General features: G+C 66.2%; 20 protein-coding genes. 7 read left to right on the top strand and 13 right to left on the bottom strand.

The features are described from left to right. Positions 1-41: 41 nt before the first annotated feature. The gene (locus ACLMAL_RS18030) at positions 42-701 is read left to right on the top strand and encodes a hypothetical protein (RefSeq protein ID WP_412000114.1); all 660 of its coding nucleotides are present in this window, start codon (positions 42-44) and stop codon (positions 699-701) included. Positions 702-705: 4 nt separating this feature from the next. Here ACLMAL_RS18030 and dgoD read toward each other — a convergent pair whose 3' ends face one another. The 8 genes from dgoD to ACLMAL_RS18070 all read right to left on the bottom strand — a co-directional run bounded on the left by dgoD (position 706) and on the right by ACLMAL_RS18070 (position 9080). Then, positions 706-1851: a galactonate dehydratase gene (gene dgoD / locus ACLMAL_RS18035; protein ID WP_412000115.1), complete on the bottom strand. Its 1146-nt coding sequence runs from the start codon at positions 1849-1851 to the stop codon at positions 706-708. Then, positions 1848-2603, bottom strand: a complete 756-nt coding sequence (locus tag ACLMAL_RS18040; protein ID WP_328404644.1) for an SDR family oxidoreductase — start codon at positions 2601-2603, stop codon at positions 1848-1850. The genes dgoD and ACLMAL_RS18040 overlap by 4 nt, the downstream gene beginning before the upstream one ends. A gap of 17 nt (positions 2604-2620) precedes the next feature. Next, positions 2621-3565 carry a sugar kinase gene (locus ACLMAL_RS18045; protein WP_412000116.1) on the bottom strand — a complete coding sequence of 315 codons (945 nt, stop codon included), beginning with the start codon at positions 3563-3565 and terminating at the stop codon, positions 2621-2623. Between the two features lie 310 nt (positions 3566-3875). Then, positions 3876-4487, bottom strand: a complete 612-nt coding sequence (locus ACLMAL_RS18050) for a bifunctional 4-hydroxy-2-oxoglutarate aldolase/2-dehydro-3-deoxy-phosphogluconate aldolase (protein ID WP_412000117.1) — start codon at positions 4485-4487, stop codon at positions 3876-3878. Next, entirely contained in the window at positions 4477-5388 is a 912-nt protein-coding gene (locus tag ACLMAL_RS18055) for an SMP-30/gluconolactonase/LRE family protein (protein WP_412000118.1), read from the bottom strand. Before ACLMAL_RS18055 ends, ACLMAL_RS18050 begins: the two co-directional genes overlap by 11 nt. 73 nt (positions 5389-5461) lie before the next feature. Further along, complete coding sequence (locus tag ACLMAL_RS18060; protein WP_412000119.1) at positions 5462-6520, bottom strand: ABC transporter permease; 1059 nt, start codon at positions 6518-6520, stop codon at positions 5462-5464. Next, positions 6517-8040 (bottom strand): sugar ABC transporter ATP-binding protein, encoded by a 1524-nt coding sequence (locus ACLMAL_RS18065; RefSeq protein WP_412000120.1) that lies wholly within the window; start codon positions 8038-8040, stop codon positions 6517-6519. The genes ACLMAL_RS18060 and ACLMAL_RS18065 overlap by 4 nt, the downstream gene beginning before the upstream one ends. Beyond that, positions 8031-9080 (bottom strand): substrate-binding domain-containing protein, encoded by a 1050-nt coding sequence (locus tag ACLMAL_RS18070; RefSeq protein ID WP_412000121.1) that lies wholly within the window; start codon positions 9078-9080, stop codon positions 8031-8033. The genes ACLMAL_RS18065 and ACLMAL_RS18070 overlap by 10 nt, the downstream gene beginning before the upstream one ends. 141 nt (positions 9081-9221) lie before the next feature. On the opposite strand from ACLMAL_RS18070, the gene ACLMAL_RS18075 reads away from it, so the two are divergent. From ACLMAL_RS18075 to ACLMAL_RS18085, 3 genes are all read left to right on the top strand, one after another. Beyond that, entirely contained in the window at positions 9222-10454 is a 1233-nt protein-coding gene (locus ACLMAL_RS18075) for an ROK family protein (RefSeq protein ID WP_412000122.1), read from the top strand. A 60-nt stretch (positions 10455-10514) separates the two neighbouring features. Next, positions 10515-10940: a hypothetical protein gene (locus ACLMAL_RS18080; RefSeq protein WP_412000123.1), complete on the top strand. Its 426-nt coding sequence runs from the start codon at positions 10515-10517 to the stop codon at positions 10938-10940. An 80-nt stretch (positions 10941-11020) separates the two neighbouring features. Next, complete coding sequence (locus tag ACLMAL_RS18085) at positions 11021-11974, top strand: alpha/beta hydrolase (RefSeq protein ID WP_412000124.1); 954 nt, start codon at positions 11021-11023, stop codon at positions 11972-11974. Between the two features lie 182 nt (positions 11975-12156). Here the strand turns inward: ACLMAL_RS18085 and ACLMAL_RS18090 are convergent, their stop codons facing one another. Together ACLMAL_RS18090 and ACLMAL_RS18095 are read right to left on the bottom strand one after the other, a co-directional pair. Then, positions 12157-12597, bottom strand: coding sequence for a histone-like nucleoid-structuring protein Lsr2 (locus ACLMAL_RS18090; RefSeq protein WP_412000125.1), 441 nt, complete (start codon positions 12595-12597; stop codon positions 12157-12159). A gap of 109 nt (positions 12598-12706) precedes the next feature. Further along, positions 12707-13306, bottom strand: a complete 600-nt coding sequence (locus tag ACLMAL_RS18095) for a TetR/AcrR family transcriptional regulator (RefSeq protein ID WP_412000126.1) — start codon at positions 13304-13306, stop codon at positions 12707-12709. A gap of 121 nt (positions 13307-13427) precedes the next feature. Between ACLMAL_RS18095 and ACLMAL_RS18100 the strand changes: the two genes are divergently transcribed. Next, on the top strand, positions 13428-14747 hold the full coding sequence (locus ACLMAL_RS18100) for a family 1 glycosylhydrolase (RefSeq protein ID WP_412000127.1): 1320 nt from the start codon (positions 13428-13430) through the stop codon (positions 14745-14747). A gap of 512 nt (positions 14748-15259) precedes the next feature. Beyond that, the gene (locus ACLMAL_RS18105; RefSeq protein ID WP_412000128.1) at positions 15260-15727 is read left to right on the top strand and encodes a hypothetical protein; all 468 of its coding nucleotides are present in this window, start codon (positions 15260-15262) and stop codon (positions 15725-15727) included. Between the two features lie 79 nt (positions 15728-15806). Here the strand turns inward: ACLMAL_RS18105 and ACLMAL_RS18110 are convergent, their stop codons facing one another. Next, entirely contained in the window at positions 15807-16946 is a 1140-nt protein-coding gene (locus tag ACLMAL_RS18110) for an alpha/beta hydrolase family protein (protein WP_412000129.1), read from the bottom strand. A 228-nt stretch (positions 16947-17174) separates the two neighbouring features. On the opposite strand from ACLMAL_RS18110, the gene ACLMAL_RS18115 reads away from it, so the two are divergent. After that, positions 17175-17525 carry a hypothetical protein gene (locus tag ACLMAL_RS18115; protein WP_412000130.1) on the top strand — a complete coding sequence of 117 codons (351 nt, stop codon included), beginning with the start codon at positions 17175-17177 and terminating at the stop codon, positions 17523-17525. Between the two features lie 59 nt (positions 17526-17584). Here the strand turns inward: ACLMAL_RS18115 and ACLMAL_RS18120 are convergent, their stop codons facing one another. Then, positions 17585-18316, bottom strand: coding sequence for an LppP/LprE family lipoprotein (locus ACLMAL_RS18120; RefSeq protein ID WP_412000131.1), 732 nt, complete (start codon positions 18314-18316; stop codon positions 17585-17587). Between the two features lie 338 nt (positions 18317-18654). Further along, positions 18655-19419: a glucose 1-dehydrogenase gene (locus tag ACLMAL_RS18125; protein WP_412000132.1), complete on the bottom strand. Its 765-nt coding sequence runs from the start codon at positions 19417-19419 to the stop codon at positions 18655-18657. Between the last annotated feature and the right edge of the window lie 14 nt (positions 19420-19433).

The raw sequence follows: 19433 nt of genomic DNA on the forward strand, positions 1-19433 counted from the left end.
GATCAGACGGCCCCGGTACCCCGTGATGCAATGATCTACCCGTGACTCCGTGGCTTCCGCTCCTCAGTTCGTTGGTCGTCGCCGGTGTGGCGCTTATCGGTGTGGTGATCAACAATCGCACCAATCGCGGCGCGATCGCCGCCGCAGACGAGCGGAACCAGGTGATACTCGCGGCCGCGCAACGCACCGTCGAGCTGACCAATACCGCCGCCGAACAGCGTGGACACGAAATGTGGCGGCGCGAAACGATTCTGACGACCGTCAGCTCCGTGCTGGCCGTCGCCACCGAAGTTCGGCAGCAGCTGTCGGCCTGCCACCGCTGGAATGTCGGAGGAAGCGACGACATCGACAGAATCGGCGAGGACATCGAGCAGACGATCTGGGGACGCGGCGGGCTCATCAACAAACTTCGCGTGCTGTCGGATGGCGAGATCCCCAGTCGTTGCGAAGATCTGCTGCGCACCCTGACCGCCGCCCGGAATATCACGTTGCAGCGATTGAAGATCGAGATGGACGACGAGGCGACCGGCGAGGAAATGCAGGCCGTTCTGACCCTGTGGACGAAGGCGATCGCGCGGACCGTCGAGGAGGAACGCTCGGTCATCAACGCGACGCGCACCGAACTCGGTATCGATGGCCTGAGCGACATTCCGGAGTTCGCGCCCGAGCCGTTGCCGGACCTGGCGCAGACCCCGGCTTAACCGGTCACCATTCGGCGAAGGAACCGTCCTTGCGGTGCCACACCGGATTTCGCCAGCGGTGGCCGTGCTCGGCGGCGCGGGCGACCGCCTGTTCGTCGATCTGGATACCGAGGCCGGGTGCCTCGAGCAGGTCGACGTAACCGTCCCGGTAGGCGAAAACGGCCGGGTCGAGGAGATAGTCGAGCAGGTCGGATCCGGTGTTGTAGTGAATGCCGAGGCTTTGTTCCTGGATGAGCAGGTTCGGGGTGGCGAAGCCGACCTGCAGGCAGGCCGCGAGCGCGATGGGGCCGAGCGGGCAGTGCGGGGCGAGGGCGATATCGCGGGTCTCGGCGCAGGCGGCGATTCGGCGGACTTCGGAGATGCCGCCCGCGTGCGAGAGGTCGGGTTGGATCACGGCGATGCCTTGGTCGAGCACGGTGTCGAAGTCCCACCGTGAATACAGTCGCTCGCCGGTGGCGATGGGAATGCTGGTGGCGCGGGTGATTTCGCCGATCTGGCTGCTCGCCTCCGGTACCAGCGGCTCTTCGACGAAGAAGGGCAGGTAGGGCTCGAGCAGCGGCAGCACGCGCCGTGCCATGGGGATGGAAACCCGGCCGTGGAAGTCGACGGCGATATCGAAGTCGTCGCCGGTCGCCTCCCGCACGGCGGCTACCCGCTCCACGATGGCCATGGTGGCCCGTGGCGTGTCGATCAACTCCAGTTCGGCCGATCCGTTCATCTTGATGGCGGTGAAGCCCTGTCGCTTTCGTTCCAGCGCGGCCTGTGCGACATCGTCGGGCCGGTCACCGCCGATCCAGCTGTACACCCGGATCCGGTCGCGGACCGCGCCGCCCAGCAGCTGCCACACCGGTACCCCGAGCGCCTTTCCCGTGATGTCCCACAGCGCTTGGTCGATCCCGGCAACCGCACTGGACAGGATCGGTCCACCGCGATAGAAGCCGCCCTTGGTGAGCACCTGCCAGTGCGCTTCGATGCGCATCGGGTTCTGGCCGATGAGGTAGTCGGCCAGTTCATCGACCGCGGCGGCGACCGTGTGCGCGCGGCCCTCGATCACCGGCTCACCCCAACCGGTGATGCCCTCGTCGGTGTCGATGCGCAGGAAGCACCAGCGCGGCGCAACCAGGTAGGTGGTGAGTGCGGTGATTTTCACCGGGACTCCTTTCGCACGCTCCAGCCGCCGTCGACGACCAGGTTGGTTCCGGTGATGAAGGACGCGTCGTCCGAGGCGAGAAAGGCGACCGCGGCCGCGACCTCCTCCGGGGCGCCGAGCCGGTCCAGGACGGTGGCCTGTGCCGAGAGCCTGCGGCCCTCGGCGTCCACGTCATCCCACACGGGGGTGAGGACGGGTCCGGGGAGGATGGCGTTGACCCGCACTCGGGACGGTCCGTACTCGACAGCAAGTTGCCGGACCAGGGCGGTCAGCCCACCCTTGGCCGCGGCGTAGACCGGGTAGCCGGGAAGCCCGAAGTGGGCATGCACGCTGGAGACGGCGACCACGTTGCCGCGCCGAGCGCGCAGATCGTCGATGAAGGTGCGCACACCGAGGAACAGCGGCGTCAGGTTGATCGCGAGACCCTCGTCCCACTGCTGCCGGGTCAGCTCGTGTGCGGGGACGGTGGCCTGCATGGATGCGTTGCTGCACAAGAAGTCCAGCGGCCCGAAGCGCTCGGTGACCCGTTCCCGGAGCTCGATCCACGACCTTTCGTCCGAGACGTCGCACCCGACGAATTCGGCGCGTTGGCCTGCGGCGCGGATCTTCGCTGCGACTTCCTGTCCCGCGGGTTCGGCGATATCGGCGATGACGACAGCGGCGCCCTCGGCGGCGAGGCGCTGCGCGGTGGCCGCACCGATCCCCGACGCGGCCCCGGTGACGACCGCGACCCGGTCTGCCAGACGACTCAATGGTCTTCCTTTCGTGGTCATCGGTTGATATCGGCCCCGGTGAGCAGACCGAGTTCGCGCCGCAGTGGCAGGCCTTGCCAGTCGCCCGGCACCGATACGGCGAAGGCGCCGCAGGTCGCGGCCAGGTCCAGGCGGTGCCGGACGGACCTGCCGTCGAGCACGCCTGCGAGGTAACCTGCGACGAACGCGTCGCCTGCCCCGACCGGGTCGACGCTGGTGACGGCGATCGGTGGTTGCGTGATCAGCTCGCCGTCGTGCAGCGCGAGCGCGCCTTCGGCTCCGAGTTTGAGCACGACCTGCGAAGGACCTTGCGCAGCAAGGGCTTCAGCCATTTCCGCCGCGCTCGCCGCGGACACGAGCAGGGCCGCTTCCTCCGGTCCGGCGAACACGATGTCGGCCCGCGACACCAGCTCGGCCAGTTCCGCGGCGGCCTCCGACGGCGACCACAGCGCGCGGCGGTAATTGATGTCCAGCGATACCGTCACACCGGAATCGACAGCGCAGTCCAACGCCGTGTGCACGGCGTCGCGCGCGGACGCGCTCAGTGCGGGCGTGATCCCGGTCAGGTGCAGCACCTGCGCCGTGGCGATCTGCGCACGGTCGATATCGTCCGCCGACAACCGCGAACCGGCCAGCCCCCTGCGGTAATAGGTGACGCCAATCCGATCGGCTGTCCGCCGCTCGCGCAGCATCAGTCCGCTCGGCAGCTCCGGATCGGTTCGACACCGCGAGACATCGACCCGCTCGGCCCGCAACCGATCCAGCACCATCCGGCCCACCGCGTCGTCCCCGACCGTGCCCACCCAGGCACTGTCGTGGCCGAGCCTGCTGACGCCGATGGCCACTGTCGCCTCCGCACCCGCGAAGTCCATCCGCATGGTCGCGCCGGGCGCCAACGGCCCCGGCTCGGTGGCGGCGACGACGCCGACAGCTTCGCCGAGAGTTACCAGATTGCCCCTCATGACAACTGGTCCCTCTCGACGGGCGCACGGTCGCAGCACACGTCGAACTTGCCTCCGGCACAGGCGAGTTCGATGTGCGTCGCAACGGGCAAGTTGTCCCTCATCGACAACCTCCCCGCGGCGCGGTATACCCGTTCCGGTGAATGCGCGAGACTGACACCGGCACAGGCAAATCCGACGAACGCGCGACCGACGCCGCGCACCTCGCCGAGAGCTTCCCCAGGTCGACAGAACATCCGGAAGCGCGATTCGCCGAGACCGCCCCCGGCACGCGCGGAACCGAGGTGCCCTCGACCGAGCGAATCGACGGTCATGACAACTGCTCCCGCACGACCGATACGCGTTCACGCAGCGCATCGAGATCGCCACCGGCACAGGCATCGCCGATGAGCGGCGAACCCATACCCAAGGCTGCAGCGCCCGCATCCAGGTATGCCTCGATATCGGTGAGACCGACGCCGCCGGTGGGGACCAAGGGGATGTCGGGCAGTGGCGCACGGATGGCTCGGAGGTATTCGGGCCCGCCCACCGAGGCGGGAAAGACCTTGACCATGGTGCTGCCTGCCGCTCGCGCGTAGTGAATCTCGGTGGGGGTGAATGCACCCGAGATCACCGGGACGCCGAGTCGGCGGCCCTCGGCGATGACCTCGGCACTGACGATCGGGGTGATCAGGTAGGCCGCACCCGCGTCGACCGCTCGGGCGGCGTCTCGGGCGCTCAGCACCGAGCCGACGCCGATGGGGTGGCCCGATCGCGCGCAGTCGCGCAGCGCATCGAGTGCGCCCGCGGAGGTAAGGGTGAATTCCACTGCCGTGATGCCGGATTCGTGCAATACGGCGGCGACTTCCGCAAACCGCGCGGCGGTGGGGGCACGCAGGATCGCGATGATCGGCGTGTCGAGATTCAAGGGGCTATCGGACATCGGATCTCACCAACCCCACGTCGGCGTATGGGGTGGCGGGCAGACCGGTCACGCCAGGTGTGCAGACGAACAAACGACCGGCGTCGGGCTCGAGCGCGGCCGGTCCCTCGGCGGCGGTGGTGATCACCAGGACATCCAGATCCGGGCCCACGAAAGCACAGCTGGACACTTGCGACGGGCCGACGTCGATGACGGCACACTGCCGCCCGGAGGGGTCGAAAGCGCGAACCTGGCCGGCACCCCAGACCGCCACCCACACACGACCGTCCGCGTCGACGGTCAGTCCGTCGGGATCGCCGTCGCCGAATCGGGCGAACGGCCGTCGGCCACCGAAAGTGCCTGTAGCCAGGTCATATTCGAACGCATCGATGCGTTGGGTCGGGCTGTCGGCGTAGTAGAGGATAGCGCCGTCCGGACTCCAGCCGAGCCCGTTGGAGATCGTCACCCCGTCGCGCAGGATGCCGAGCGTGCCGTCCGGATCCAGTCGGTAGAGAGCGGCGCTGCCCTCGACACCGTCCTCGGACATCGTGCCTGCGAGCAGTCTTCCCCCGGGGTCGACCTTCGCATCGTTCAGGCGCCGCCGAATTCCATCGTCCGGCAACGACAGTGCGGCGACTGGGTCGACGGTGCCGTTGGCCTCGATTCGGTAGAAGGTCGCGCCGGCGGTCACGAGCAGTCCACCGGATGCGCACGGCACCACCGCACTGACCGGAGGGTCCAGCCCGATCGTGGATCGGTGGGCGAGATCCGGACCGCTGTCACCGAGGGTCAGCCGCGCGCGGTGGACGTGGCCGCCGCGAATGTCCACCCACAGCACTTCTTCGGTGCGGCTGTCCCACACCGGACTTTCGCACAACCGCCCCGGCGGCGGGCCGCACGGATGCGCGCGCAACATGATCATGGTTTCGCTCCCGATATCTCGGTTGGCCGACGGCAACGGCGATCACCACCGGTCGGCAGAACATGGCTAATGGTCAGGTCGGTAATCCGACGGCGCGTTCGCCGCTGCGGCGCTGCTGAATGACGACCGCAGCCACCAACAGCGATCCTTGGGCGACGTTCTGCCAGAAGGTGTTGACACCAACGACATTCAGACCGTTGTCCAGCGCGCCGAGCAGCACGACCGCGAGCAGAGTGCCGCCAACCGTGCCCTTGCCGCCTTTGAGTGCACAGCCGCCGAGTGCCGCCGCGGTGATCGCCTTGAGCTCGAGTCCTTCACTGCCCGACACCGGCTGGCCGGACCCGGTGCGCGCGGTCAGGATGATCCCGGCAATCGCGGCGACCACGCCCGCGAGTACGTACACCGCGATCAGATACTTATTGATGTTGATGCCGGAAAGCCTTGCGGCGGTGTCGTTTCCACCGATCGCATAGATATTGCGACCGATGTCGGTGTACTTCAGCAGGACGTGTACCCCCAATGCGACGATCGCGAGAATGATCACCGGCACCGGCAGACCGAGGACCTTGCCCCTGGCGAGGAAGATGAACACGTCGTTGTCCAGCACGAAGCCCTGGGCCTTGCCGCCGGAAATCAATTGGGCGAGGCCCTTGTACGCGGCCAACGTCGCCAGCGTCGCGATCACCGGATTGACCCGGCCGTAAACAATGATCACGCCGTTGACCAAGCCGAGCACCAGCCCGACGCCGATCGCGGCGAGCACACCCAGTAACGCGTTGCTCGCAGTCGCGGTGAACGCCATCGCGCTGATCACCGAGGCGACACCGGCCTGCGAACCGACAGAGATGTCCAGCGCACCGCAGATGATCACGACGGTCTGCACCACGGCGAGCAGACCGAAAACCGTCACCGCATCACCGATTCCGGCCAGGTTCGCCGGATCGAGATACCCGTCGTTGAGCCAGCCGAAGATCGCGACGATCACCACGAGCGCACCGATCAGGCTGAGGTTGCCGGTCCCGATCGCGCGCACCAGGTTTCGTGACGTGAGCGCGGCGGTATAGCGGAGCGCCGGTGGTCGAGTCTCGGTAGCCGCGGGTTCCGTGGCGAGTGCGAGTTGTTGTTCGGTCATCGGTTTCCTCGAGATGTGTGCGACGTCAGGTCTTCGGCCATGGCCAGCGCGAGGATCGCTTCCTCGCTGGCCTCGCTGCGGTCGAGTTCGCCGGTGACGCGGCCGTGCTGCATGACGACGATCCGGTCGGCGAGACCGAGTACTTCGGGTAGCTCCGAGGAGATCACCAGCACCGCAACACCGGACTCGGCCAGTTCCTCGATGACGTGGTAGATCTCGACCTTGGCGCCGACATCGACGCCCCGCGTCGGCTCGTCCAAGATCAGAACCGCCGGCTTGCGGGCCAGCCAGCGGGCCAGCACCACCTTCTGCTGGTTACCACCGGACAGCTTGCGCACTTCCTGCTCGATCGAGGGCGTCCGCACCCGCAGCGAGTGCACGTATTGCTCGGCGAGGCGCCGCTCGGCGCCGCGCCGGATGAACCGCCAGCGCCGCAAGCGGTCGAGCATCGCCAGCGAAATGTTGTCGCGCACACCGCGATGCAGCAGCAGAGCTTGGGCCTTGCGCTCCTCCGGCGCGTAACCCAACCCGGCCCGCACCGCATCGCGCGGCTGGCGCAGCCGCAGTGGTTTGCCCTCCACCCGGACCTCGCCGGAGCGGATCGGCAGATCGCCGGCCAGCGCCCCGGCCAGCTCGGACCGGCCTGCGCCGACCAGCCCGGCCAGCGCGACCACCTCACCGGCCCGCACCTGCAGGCTGACCTCCCGCACGTCGTCGGTGGTCACCGCGTCGGCTTCGAGCACGACCGGGCCCGGCGCGTGGCGCTTGCGGGTGAACAGCGTGGACAGGTCGCGGCCGACCATCAGCCTGACAATCTCCCGGTCGGTGGTCTCACCGGTCGGCCGCACGCCCGCGACCGCACCGTCGCGCAGTACCGCCACCCGATCGGCGAGCCGGAAGATCTCCTGCATCCGGTGCGATACGTAGATCACTGCGAGGCCGCGTTCCCGCAACCGGCCGATCAGCGCGAACAGTGACTCGGTCTCGTGCTCGGACAGCGACGAGGTCGGCTCGTCGAACGCGATCACCTTGGCGTCGGTGGTCAATGCCCGCATGATCTCTACCAGCTGACGCTGCGCGGCGGTCAGCTTCGAACCGAGGGCACCGGGATCGAGGTCGCGGTCGAAGCCGAGCCTGGCCAGGTCGGCGCGCACCCGCTCACGCAACGCCGCCCGGTCGACAAGGCGGCCCGCACGGCGCGGCAGCGATCCGAGATAGACATTCTCGGCGACCGAGACGTGCGGCACGATCTCCGGCTCCTGGGCGATCACCCGGATCCCGGCCGCCCGCGCGGCGACCGGGGTGGCCGGTTCGAACAGCGCGCCATCGAGTTCGAGCGTGCCGCTGTCCGGTCGGTGATCGCCGCCGAGAATTCGGATGAGGGTGGACTTGCCCGCGCCGTTCTCCCCCATCAGGGCCGTCACCGCGCCTGCTGGAAAGTCCAGGCTCACCTCGCGCAGGGCGGGGACCCCGGCGAAGCTTTTGCCGACCCCGGTCACACGCAATCCCGTCAGCTGCATGTGACGCCCGCCTGCTGCCAGTTGCTCGAATCCACCATGGTGGTCGGCGCGAACGCCTCGGCAGGCATCGGCTTGCCGTTCTTCAGGTAGTCGTAGATCGTCTGCACCGCAAGCGCACCCACGTCTTTGCCGTTGATGAACAGCGCAGCCTTGAAGCCGGTCGGCTTGCCACCGCGCCATTCCTTGCACGCCAGATACGCGCCGAGGCCGACACCGAGCACATTGTCCGCGGCGTATCCGGAGTTCTGGATCGCGGCGACACCACCACTGACGTTCTCGTCATTGCAGCCCATGACGATCCAGTTCTTGACCGACCTGTTGCCCGCGACCGTCGCGGAGATCTTGTTCTGCGCGTCCGACGGAGTGTTGTCGGTGCCGACCTCGATCACCCGGACGTCGGCGCCCGCCGCATCCCGGAATGCCTTCTGGTTGGCGTTTACCCGGTCGGTGCAGACGGTCACGTCCTGTTTCCAGGCGTCGATGATCGCGGTCTCTTCCGGCTTCCATCCGGCCTTCTTGAAGTCCTGACCGGCCCTGGTCCCGACCTCGGCGCCCATCTGCGCGCCGCTGAAGCCGACCCGGGGCACGAGCTGATCCTTGGCACACTTCGACGGGTCCGGTCCGCTGGTGCAGACCTGGTCGTCGGAGGTCAGCAGCGCGACGCCGCCCGCTTTGGTCAGCTGCGCGACCTGCGGCCCGACCGAGGGATCGGGGACGACGACGATCACGCCGCTCGCCTTCTGGTTGACCGCATTGTTGACCTCGGTGACCGCTTTGTTCGCGTCGTTGCCAAGGTTGACCACCTTCAGCTCGACACCGAGTTCGGCGGCCTTGGCCTTGGCGCCCTCCGCCTCGCCGATGAAGTACTCCTGGTCGCCCTGCTTCTGGGCGTACACCAGGCTGATCGTGCCCGTGTTGTGCTGTGGCCCGCTCGTCTGTGAGCCGGTCTCCTTGCCCGATGAACAGGCGGTCGCGGCCAGTGCCAGCGCCACCCCGCACAGCACGGCGCTGGCCCAAGGGCGTCGGTGAGTCGAGGACATGAGCACTCCTACGTGATCTGACGCACAGCGGCGTCGCATAGTGATGCGGGTTACAGTAGGACTTCGGATAACTGTTGTAAATACTGTTGGCCGAAGTGGTCCGGTATGTTTGCCACATCATCGGAAGGAGTGGGCCCGACCGTGTACCAGCTGACCGCGCGCGACATCAGACGCCGTAACAGGTTCTGCGTACTACAGGCGGTCTATGCCGCCGACGGCCATACCAGCCGACAGGAGATCGCACAGGCCACCGGCCTGTCGTTCGCCACGGTCGGCAACATGATCGCCGAACTGCTCGACGTCGGCGTGCTCGCCGAACTCGGCTACGACGCTCCCGGCATCGGCCGACCGCGGGCCCGCCTTGCGATCAATCCCGTGCGCGGCACCCTCCTCGGTGTCGACATCGCGGAAACCAGCGTCCATTTCGACCTTTTCGACCTGGCCATGTCGGTGCTGCGCTCGGTCGAGATCCCCGTCGATCCCGCGGCCACCCGGCCCGACGACGTCGCCGAACTGATCATCCGCGGCATCGGCGAGCTGACCGCGGGCGATGCCGACCGGGTGCTCGGCATCGGCTTGAGCGTGCCGGGGCTCGTCGAACCCGAGGGCGGAGTCTCGGTGTTCTCGCCATATTGGCACTGGCACAACGTCCCACTCAAGGAACTGCTCGAACGGCGGCTGCCACACCCGCTCTACCTGGACAACCCACTCAAGGCCAGCACCGCGGCACAGCTGTGGTTCGGCGCGGGCCGCGACGTCGACGACCTGATCGTCGTGACGCTGCGCGCCGGTGTCGGCATCGGCGTCGTCATCGACGGAATGCTCTACCGCGGCGTCACCAACAGCGCGGGCGAATGGGGCCACACCAACCTCGTGCTCGACGGACGCGCATGCTCCTGCGGCCGCAACGGCTGCGTCGAGGCATACGTGAGCGCACCGGGCATCGTGCAAACCCTGCGCGAACTCGCCCCATCCAGCCCGCTGATCAGTGGCGACGATGCACGTACCATCGCGGCCATCGCCGCGGCCGCGGCGCGCGGCGACAGCGTGGCACTCGAGGTCATCGACAAGACAGGCCAGTACCTCGGCGTCGCCGTGGCCAATCTGGTGAACCTCTTCAACCCGCGCACCATGGTCTTCGGCGACCTCGTCGCCAACCACCTCGGCACGCCGCTGCTCGAGGTGACCCGCCGCGTCGCCGCACACCACGCGATGTCCGACCCCTTCGATGCGGTGACGCTGCAACTGTGCACGCTCCGGCACAACCCGGCCAGCCTCGGCGCCGCGACCTTCGCCCTGGAGGGCTTCCTCGCCGACCGCGAAACCTTCGGCTCGATCGCGGCTCGCCGCGCCCTACGCGCCTCGTCGACGTAGAACCCGGAGCAGGCAGCAGCGCGGATTGACAAGGATTTAGTAAGCGCGCATACTATTTTTATGACGACGATCGCCACCGCGCACGGCACCACCACCGCCCTCCCCGCCGCCTTCTTCGACAAATGGGCCGACATGGCGACCTGGCCCGAATGGAACACCGACACCGAATGGGTTCACCTCGACGGCGAATTCCGCCAGAGCGCAACCGGCAAGCTCAAGCCCAAGGGCGGCCCCACCGTGCCCTTCCTCGTCGAAAGCCTCGTCCAGGACCGCGAATTCGTAGATGTCTCGAAGCTGATCGGCGCACGACTGACCTTCGCCCATTTCCTGACCCGCGCCGACGGCATCACCACCCTCGACGTCGAGATCAGCATCACCGGTCCGCTGAGCTGGTTGTGGATTCGCCTGATGGGCAAGAGCCTTGCCGCCTCCGCACAACCGGACGTCGACAACCTCATCGCGGCAATCGCCGCGGTCCAGGTGTGATCGACCCGACGCCACGAACCCGCACCTTCGGCATGGTTGCCTCTTGACTTGAACCGCGCTTCAAGTCCGAAGCTGGTGTCATGACCGAAACACAAAACGACCAGATCTCACTCCACCCGCAGGTCCAGGCCTATCTGGCGCGCCTGGCCGGCTTCAACTTCGGTGCGCTGCACACCTTCCCGCCGGAGCAGGCGCGCGAAGGTCTCCGCCGACAGATTGCTCTGCTCGGCGAGCCGGAACCCATCGCACAGGTCGAGGACCGCACCATCCCGGGCTCGAGCAGCCGGATTCCGATCCGCATCTACACCCCCGATGGCAGCGGCCCCTTCCCCGTGCTCGTCTTCTTCCACGGTGGCGGCTTCATGCTCGGCGATCTGGACACCCACGACGGCTTGGCGCGCAGCCTTGCCAACGGCGCACAGTGCATCGTCGTCTCGGTCGACTACCCGAGGGCTCCCGAACACACTTTCCCCGCGGCGCCCGAGGCCTGCTACACCGCGACACAGTGGGTGGCCGACAACGCGGCGAGCATCAATGCCGATGCCGCGCGGATCGCCGTCGGCGGTGACAGTGCGGGCGGCAATCTGGCGACCGTTGTCGCGCAGATGGCACGAGACAACGACGGCCCGGCGCTGGTCTTCCAGCTGCTGATCTACCCCGATCTCGATTTCCGCAGAACGAATTTCAGCATCCGCGAGTACGCGGGCAAGTACGGCAACATCGGCCGCGAAACCCAGCACTGGTTCATGGACAACTACCTCAACAGCGCCGAGGAGAAGCTCGATCCACGCGTCTCGCCACTGCTGGCCCCCGACTTGGCCCGGCTCCCTGCCACACTCATCATCACCGCCCAATACGACGCACTGCGCGATGAAGGCGAACAGTACGGCGAACGCCTCGAAGCAGCGGGCGTGCCGGTCACGGTCACCCGCTATCCGGGCATGATCCACGAGTTCCTTCGGCACCCCTTCGACGACAGCAAACAAGCACGAGCCGAGGCCGCGGCAGCGCTCGCGCAGGCCTTCACCCGTTGAGGATCGAACAAGGAACCCGGCCGTATCGGCAAGCAATCACGGGCGAGTTCCGCTCATCCGATACACGCGCATGGCATCGGTCGATGCACACGCCGACGCCATCGGCAGCTTCGCCACCGACGATTGGATACTGACCGGTCCCGAAGGCGGGCCAGGCAACCACCGCCGGCAGCAGCCAGCGCCTACGCGCCGACTTCGGCCGTCTTCTTGCCTTCCTTCGCGCCACGCTTCCGTTCCCGTTCCGCGACAGCTGGGGTGTCCCGCTTACTCCGTGCGGGTGGCGGCACCCGCGGTGCGTCTTGCGCTGCGCGGTATGCGGCCATCACCTCCGCCGAGATACGGCCGCGGTTCGATACCTGGTGTCCGTTCTCGACAGCCCATGCGCGGATAGCGGCGAGTTGCTCGCCACCGGATGCGGCCCGCTTCCGGCCACCGCCGGAAGACACCCGGCCCGTCTTGCGAGCCTTCTCCGCCCACGGCGCGAGTGCCGCCCGCAACCTGGCGGCATTCGCGGCCGACAGATCGATGTCGTACACGCGGCCGTCGACAGCGAAGGACACCGTTTCGTCACCCTGTGAACCGTCGATGTCGTCGACCAGCGCCTCAATGATTCGCCTTGCCACTGTAGATTCCTTTCCGGTGACGCCCGTGCAGATCGCTGGCGACGCTAACACGGCAACCGTCGAAAACTCAGGACAGCGCACGCGCGATTCCCGTGTGTCGATCACGTCGTCAGATGTGCTTCGCAGGACGGCTATTGATCGACGTGCCTGCGGTATAGCGCTGCCACCATTGTTCGAGTAGCGCTGCCATATCAAGGCTCGGATCGATCAACCACCGGGCCTGCAGGCCGTCTGCGAGGGCGAAGAACATTGTCGCCGCGGCATCGGTGTCGAGGTCCTCCGACAGCTCACCCGCTTTCTGCATCTCGCGCAGTGCGCGCGAAAAACCCTCGGTGCCCAGCCGATAGCGCTCCAGCATGTAGTGGTGGGCAGGATGGCGTGGATCCGCGGCGGCCGCCTGCATGTGGGTGAACAGCTCGATCAGTCCGGGCACCGTCGTGTTTCGGCGGACGATCTCCACGAATGCCGCGGGCGCGGGGCCATGCACGGTGGCGAGGTCGGATTCGTCGCGCTTGCGCAGCACGGCGACGAACAATTCCTCTTTCGTCCCGAAATAGTGCAGCAGACCGCCCTGGCTCAACCCGACCGCCTCCGCGAGTTCGGCAATGGATGTGGCCAGGTATCCGCGCTCGGCGATGGTGCGCAGCGCGGCGTCGAGGATCTGTTCCCGCCGTTCGATGCCTTTTCCATAGGGACCCCGTTTCACCACGGGGTCAGTGTAGGCACGGACCCGACACACCTTGCCAGCAAAAACCGAGCACTGTACGGTTTTCGTTCAGACGCACTCCTCGTACCTGCCGTGCCTGCACAGAATGAACAGGAGCACCTCGATGCGACTCCGCCTCAGCAGCCTCTGCCTGGCCGCACTTGCCGCCGTCACCACGTTCGCGCAAGGCGCACCGGCCGCCGCACGACCGGAGCCGCCCGCGCGGGTCGCGCCGCTCGGCGAGGACTTTCTGTGGGGTGTCGCCGCCTCGGGATTCCAGTCGGAAGGGCATGCGCCCGACAGCAATTGGACCCGCTACATCGCGGCGGGCAAGACCGACGATCAATACCAGAACTCGGTCGACTTCTTCTCGCGGTACCGGTCCGACATCCAACTGGCCGAGCAGTTGGGCACGCGGGTGTACCGAATCGGCATCGAATGGGCGCGCATACAGCCGCAGCCCGGCGTGTGGGACGAGAACGGACTTCGCTTCTACGACAACGTGATCGCCGCCATCACCGCCGCCGGGATGCGCCCGATGCTGACCCTGGACCACTGGGTCTACCCCGGCTGGGAAGCCGACCGCGGCGGCTGGAACAACCCCGACATCGTCGATGACTGGCTCGCCAACGCACGCAAGGTCGTCGATCGCTACGCCGCGGTCGATCCATTGTGGGTCACCTTCAACGAGCCCACGATGTATGTCCTCAACGAAACGCGCCACGGCGGCATCCCACCGCTCGCCGCCCCCGCTATGTTCGATCGGATCGCCCAAGCGCACAACAGCATCTACGACTACATCCACCACACCCAGCCGGCTGCGATGGTCACCAGCAATGTCGCCTACATTCCCGCCGCCGAGGACGCCGTCAACGGTTCGACAATCATCTCCCGCATCGCGGCAAAACTGGACTACATCGGCATCGACTACTACTACGGCACCTCTCCCGACACTCTCGCCGGGATGACCAACTTCACCGAACTCTGGAAGAACCCGCTCCAGCCAGAAGGCATCTACTACGCCCTCCAGCACTACGCCCGCCTCTTCCCCGGCAAGCCGCTCTACATCGTCGAAAACGGCATGCCCACCGAGAACGGCCTCCCCCGCGCCGACGGCTACACCCGCGCCGACGACCTCAATGACACCGTCTACTGGCTCCAACGCGCCAAAGCCGACGGCATGAACCTCATCGGTTACAACTACTGGAGCCTCACCGACAACTACGAATGGGGCTCCTACACACCCCGATTCGGCCTCTATACCGTCGACGTCCGCACCGACCCCACCCTCACCCGTCGCCCCACCGACGCCGTCCCCGCCTACACCGCCATCACCCGCAACAACGGCGTCACCCCCGACTACCGCCCCACCCGTGCCCCGAAATCCTGCTCCCTCGTCGACGCCGTCGCCAGCTGCACCGACCCGGTAGCCGTTCCCCGCTGATTTCTCCGTCACGCGCGTGATGATCACGCAGCACCCGCCGTGCGGCCGATCCGGCTCTCGCCGGACCGAAGCCGATTTCCGTTGGCGCACACCGCGATACGGTCGCCGAGTTCACCGGTTGATGATGTTGTCCTGCAGGTCCGACCATGACCTCCTCTCAACCCTGGGAACCGATGCGCATTCGTCGAACATTCGACTCGCTTCGCTAAATCGATTGTAGGACAACACTTTTAGTCTTCACTCCGGCTGATCCCCACGACACTCCACCGACCCTTCGGCCCCGACATCTCCACCTCCGCCCACTAGCATCGAACTCCGGTCAACGTTCGAAACGCCCGAGCAAACGACCGCGACATCGCTACCACCGGATGAATGACAGGTCGGCCGTTGACCTTTGGGCGATTACGCATGGGAGACGATTCGTTCGACAGCGGAACCAATCTTCTGGGCCCCGCTCGGCAAGGGCACGCATGTTCACTCTGTACAGCTCTAGGATCGATAGGACGGTATTGATGAAATCGCGCACGTATTCGGGGTTACTGCCGGGGATCGCGGCCATCTCATGCATCTCCGCGGTGACAGTCGGCTATGCACCCACCGCATTCGCGGCACCGAACGCTCCATCGGATCCATTGTGCACGATCACATACCCCACTCCGGACGACTTTTCCGTCCAGGCATCCAGTGACGCGTTTGCCACCTCGGTCAACAGCGGGTCCATGGAACTGAAGCTGCACACCGACTCTCGGTCGCAGACCGGATATGATCAAAAATTCGCGGTTACCTGGGCGAACATCACTACCGGTCGCAACGGACAGGCCGATACTTCCGCCTTTGTGAAAGGCTCCGACAACACTCTGTCCATCCCCGGCACTGTCACGAAAACGGGACGGATTGCCCTGGTACTGAGCGTGACGAACCACGGTACGGGCGATAACTACACCTACGGCGACTGTAGCGTGGAATACACGGTGCCCTAATCGATCCGAAGCCTCCGGCCCGGCTCATCGAATCCTCGGATTCGATGAGCCGGTGCAGCAAGGCCGTTACGCGCAGGATTCAGCGCAGGTGTGTCTTCAGGAAATCGAGGGCATCGGGCAGCGAGGCCAGGAACGCGCCACTATGGTTCTTGCCCGGATACTTCCGCACGGTGATTCGAACGCCGGTATTCAATTCCTGCAGCCGGTTTCCGTAACTGTCGGTCTCCGCAGGAGGTACGTCGATGTCGGCGGTCCCGTAGCCGATCATGACGTCACTGGCGAAGCGGTCCTCGGGGTATCCGGCCAACGCGGTGATATCCGCTTCGAATGTCGGCGTCGGCTCGTCGGGGTCGGCGACCAGTGCCGCGGGGCGACGGCCATCGGCGCGGGCGACCAGATCGGCAAGGCATTCCGACGCCGCCTTTTCCACATAGTCTCTTCCGAAGTCGGAAAGGAAGGGAGTCACGCCGTCGGGGTGCAACTCCTGCAACGACGCAAGAAAGTACGCCGCGTAGCCCACCTGGTTCTCGGCGCCGGTCGAGGTTCGCTCGAACATCTCCCGCAGGCTCTTGCTCGGGTTGGTGCGCAGCCCCGTGGCTATCACCCCGTTCAGCCCTGCCGCGGAGCCGCCGCCGTTCGCGCCGTAGAGGGCGGCCGCGCTCATCGCGGCATGCGCCCCTTCCGACTGGCCGATGACCACCCATCTGCTCGACAATGGAACGGGCGTCGTGCGAATCGCTGCGACCGCGTCCAGTATCGAGCGCCCTTCGACATTCGTGTTGTAGTAACTGAACTGACCACCGGTGCCCAGCCCCTGATAGTCGGGCGCCAGGACCGCATACCCGCTGTCCAGAATCTGGTCGAAGTAGGTCTTGTTGCGTTCCGATTGCGGCCTGCGCGAGGGTGCGCAGGAATCGCCGATGCCCGCAGTGCCGTGCGCCCACACCACCAACGGCCACCCACCCTGCGGCGGCAGGCCTTTGGGCAGGTACAGCGCACCCGATGCCGGAGCAGGCGCGTCGCGCTGATCCTTTGTGGTGTAGACGATCTCCAACGCAACCGCGGCCTCGGCGAATGACCATGCGGGATCGAGCACTCCGATGCTGCGCAGCTGTCCAAGGTCCTGCGCCTGCGCCTGCGGCATAGCGATACTGGCTGCGGCGCAGATGCCCAGCGAAGCCACAACGAGAGCTGCGCGCCGAAAAGACAAGACGGACATGCCGGTGAACCGTACCAGCACAATCCATGAATCACTTTCCCAACACGGCGATGCGATCGCGCGCTATCGACACACCGAACCGACCATGCGGATTGCACCACGAATCCTGCACGACGCAAGGCTCGACAAAATCCGACTATCTGTGGCCGAATATGTTCCAGCTCAACAAGTTTCGATGCGTCTACAAGGTCGTGACGGTGCCCGGGTACGCCTGGTACGTTCACCATCATGCGTCATATACAAAGTCGCCTCGTGGTTGGCCTGTGCGCAGTCGCCGCCGCTGTCACCGTCACCGCGGGGTGTTCCGCGCAGCAGGAACAGCATCACGACCCTGCCCCTGTCGCTGCGTCGTCGGCGGCGGCGCACCCGGACCACAATCCGGTCGGCGCGCAGCCCGCCGGGCAGCCACCCAGCGGGTGCCTGCCGCCCCCGATGGGGTCGGACGGCAAGCCGCTGCCCCCGCCGCTGGGATCCGACGGCAAGCTGCTGCCGCCACCCACCGGTGCCGATGGCAAGCCGTGCCCGCCCCCGATCGGTCCGGACGGCAAGCCCCTGCCCCCGCCGCCCGCCCACCCCTGACGATCCGCTCCCGCCTACGGGCGGGAGCTTCTTCTTGTGTAGGTGTCCGACCCGGCAACTCAGTTGTCGGGCGGGAATTGCCCCTGCGCCTGGATCGACGTTCCATTTAGGGTGAACGTCACCACGCTCGGTCCCCCCTGCGGGCAGCACAGTGCATCCTCGGGCTTCGGCCACCGATACTGCACCGACACGGTATTCCTGGTCTTGCCGATCACCTCGGTGTAGCCGTACGGCTTGGACGTCGCTGTTCCGAGATACGTACCGTTGGTGAAGAACAGGACGTGGGTTCCGGGATGAATTCCCTGCCAGTCCACCGCCATCCATGACAAGACGCCGGAGCATCCCGCCTGGATCGGGTCGGTGCTCGCGCCCTCGATAGTCCATCCGCCCCCGGCCGGCGGCGGCGCCAGTCCGGCGATCGCGGAGTTGGCCAGTGCCGAGTTCACGTCGAAGCACATACCGTGCCCGCTGCCGTTGGGAGCGGATTCCGCTGGGCCAGGCGCAGGTTCCTGCGCAGTCACGGGTTGCGGCGCGGCCTGTTCCGGTGCAACAGCAGGCCCCGGTGCCGTCTCGGGCTCCTGGGCAACGGGTTGCGGCGCGCCCGCGGGCTGCTGCGCGATAGGCTTCGGAGCGGCCGCCGGCACCGGTCGGTCGGCGGGCGACACTGTGGCATTCGCCGATGGGACAGGTGTTCCAGTGGTGGCCGATGGCGCCGAAGTCGCGCCACATCCAGCGGTGCCGATGACGACACTCGCGGCGATCGCTATAAGAGCCGACGTCTTGATGTTCATAGCCTCCCTTTCAACCAGTTGACCCGATTGGGTTGTCGACATTCGATTGTTCGTCCGCAAAGAACAGCGTGGCTGCGTTCCCACCGCAGCGGCACGGTTCACACCGAGCACACGAATATCATTGTGCTGCAATCATTTGCGACACATACCTGACATCGGATCGATGGCTGGGTGCGTTACGGATCAATCGGCGGTCACAGCAATGGACCGTGCCCCCAATTACTTGGTGGTCGACGACACCGGACCGCACGCCAACTCTAGAAGCGGCCCAACCCACGCGGTATCGGACACATGTCCCTGTTTCGTCCTACGGCTGCCGCGCCGCGGCCTTCCGCCACCTAGAGCATCGCCGCCGGGATGGCGGAGATCAGGCCACCGTCGACGAGTAGGTCCTGTCCGTTGATATAGGACGCTTCACCGGAAGCGAGGAAGGCGACCGCGGCGGCTACCTCCTCGGCAGTGCCCACACGGCCGGCGGCGACTGTCGCACCGACGGCAGCCTGGGCCTCGGCGGAAGCCTCGGCCCGGAAAGCCGGGGTGTCGATGTAGCCGGGGCTGACGGAGTTGACTCGGATACCTCTGGGCGCCAATTCGGCTGCGAGGGTGCGGGCCAGGTTGTGCACCGCCGCTTTGGTCGCCGAGTAGAGAGCAGCGTCCGGCACACCGCGGTGCACTGCAAAGGACGCGTTGATCACGATTGCCGCCTGGTCCGACAGCAGCGGAAGCGTCTTCTGGATGGTGAAGAACGCTGCTTTGAAGTTGATGTCCACGACGCGGTAGAACTCGGCCTCGGTGACGTCGTGGGCAGCTTGGAAAGCACCGATGCCCGCGTTGGCGAACACCACATCCAGCCGCCCGTACTGCTCGCGAATGGCTGCTGCCAGCGTTTCGAGGTCGGTGAGACTCGCCGCGTCACCAGGAATTCCGAGCGCCCGGTCGCCGAGCTGAGCGACCGCGGCGTCCAGCCGGGTTTTGTCACGCCCGGTGATGATCACTGTCGCGCCTTCGGCGACGAGCCGGTGCGCGGTGGCCAACCCCATGCCGCTGGTGCCTCCGGTGATCAGTGCGATCTTGCCGTCGAATCGGGAACTGTTCTGTGTCATGGGTTCAGCGTGCC

This window comes from Nocardia sp. CWNU-33 (genome assembly GCF_046764895.1).
Lineage (GTDB): Bacteria > Actinomycetota > Actinomycetes > Mycobacteriales > Mycobacteriaceae > Nocardia.

Coding starts and splice junctions, on each gene's coding strand:
- ACLMAL_RS18045 (WP_412000116.1), bottom strand. CDS start 3,565: ATGAGGGGCAATCTGGTAACTCTCGGCGAAGCTGTCGGCGTCGTCGCC.
- ACLMAL_RS18050 (WP_412000117.1), bottom strand. CDS start 4,487: ATGTCCGATAGCCCCTTGAATCTCGACACGCCGATCATCGCGATCCTG.
- ACLMAL_RS18055 (WP_412000118.1), bottom strand. CDS start 5,388: ATGATCATGTTGCGCGCGCATCCGTGCGGCCCGCCGCCGGGGCGGTTG.
- ACLMAL_RS18060 (WP_412000119.1), bottom strand. CDS start 6,520: ATGACCGAACAACAACTCGCACTCGCCACGGAACCCGCGGCTACCGAG.
- ACLMAL_RS18065 (WP_412000120.1), bottom strand. CDS start 8,040: ATGCAGCTGACGGGATTGCGTGTGACCGGGGTCGGCAAAAGCTTCGCC.
- ACLMAL_RS18070 (WP_412000121.1), bottom strand. CDS start 9,080: ATGTCCTCGACTCACCGACGCCCTTGGGCCAGCGCCGTGCTGTGCGGG.
- ACLMAL_RS18080 (WP_412000123.1), top strand. CDS start 10,515: ATGACGACGATCGCCACCGCGCACGGCACCACCACCGCCCTCCCCGCC.
- ACLMAL_RS18085 (WP_412000124.1), top strand. CDS start 11,021: ATGACCGAAACACAAAACGACCAGATCTCACTCCACCCGCAGGTCCAG.
- ACLMAL_RS18100 (WP_412000127.1), top strand. CDS start 13,428: ATGCGACTCCGCCTCAGCAGCCTCTGCCTGGCCGCACTTGCCGCCGTC.
- ACLMAL_RS18105 (WP_412000128.1), top strand. CDS start 15,260: ATGAAATCGCGCACGTATTCGGGGTTACTGCCGGGGATCGCGGCCATC.
- ACLMAL_RS18110 (WP_412000129.1), bottom strand. CDS start 16,946: ATGTCCGTCTTGTCTTTTCGGCGCGCAGCTCTCGTTGTGGCTTCGCTG.
- ACLMAL_RS18115 (WP_412000130.1), top strand. CDS start 17,175: ATGCGTCATATACAAAGTCGCCTCGTGGTTGGCCTGTGCGCAGTCGCC.
- ACLMAL_RS18120 (WP_412000131.1), bottom strand. CDS start 18,316: ATGAACATCAAGACGTCGGCTCTTATAGCGATCGCCGCGAGTGTCGTC.
- ACLMAL_RS18125 (WP_412000132.1), bottom strand. CDS start 19,419: ATGACACAGAACAGTTCCCGATTCGACGGCAAGATCGCACTGATCACC.